Raw genomic sequence first — 262 nt, 5'->3', positions numbered from 1 at the left:
CGTGTACGACATCGCGCGCAGCATCGAGGTCAAGCGCGCCGACACGGTGGTCCTCGGCCTCGGCCACGCCACCCTCACCGCCGTCAACGGGTCCACTCCGCTCGACGTCGCTGACGTCTCCGGTGTCGTCGTCGCCGGCGTCACGATCGACGCCGGCCTGACCGAGTCGCCGGTCCTGCTGCGCGTCGGCAAGCCGCACGGCAACCGTGCGACCTCGGCCGACAACCCGACGACGCTGTCCGACGTGTACTTCCGCGTCGGC

General features: G+C 71.4%; 1 protein-coding gene. It reads left to right on the top strand.

The genetic code is table 11. The annotated features are described in order from the left end of the window. On the top strand, window positions 1-262 hold a 262-nt coding region (locus RAD10_RS42110), incomplete at both ends, for a hypothetical protein (RefSeq protein WP_461622049.1).

The sequence above is a fragment of the Bradyrhizobium sp. 23AC genome (genome assembly GCF_054863025.1).
This window is presented reverse-complemented; position numbering and strand designations above follow the sequence as displayed.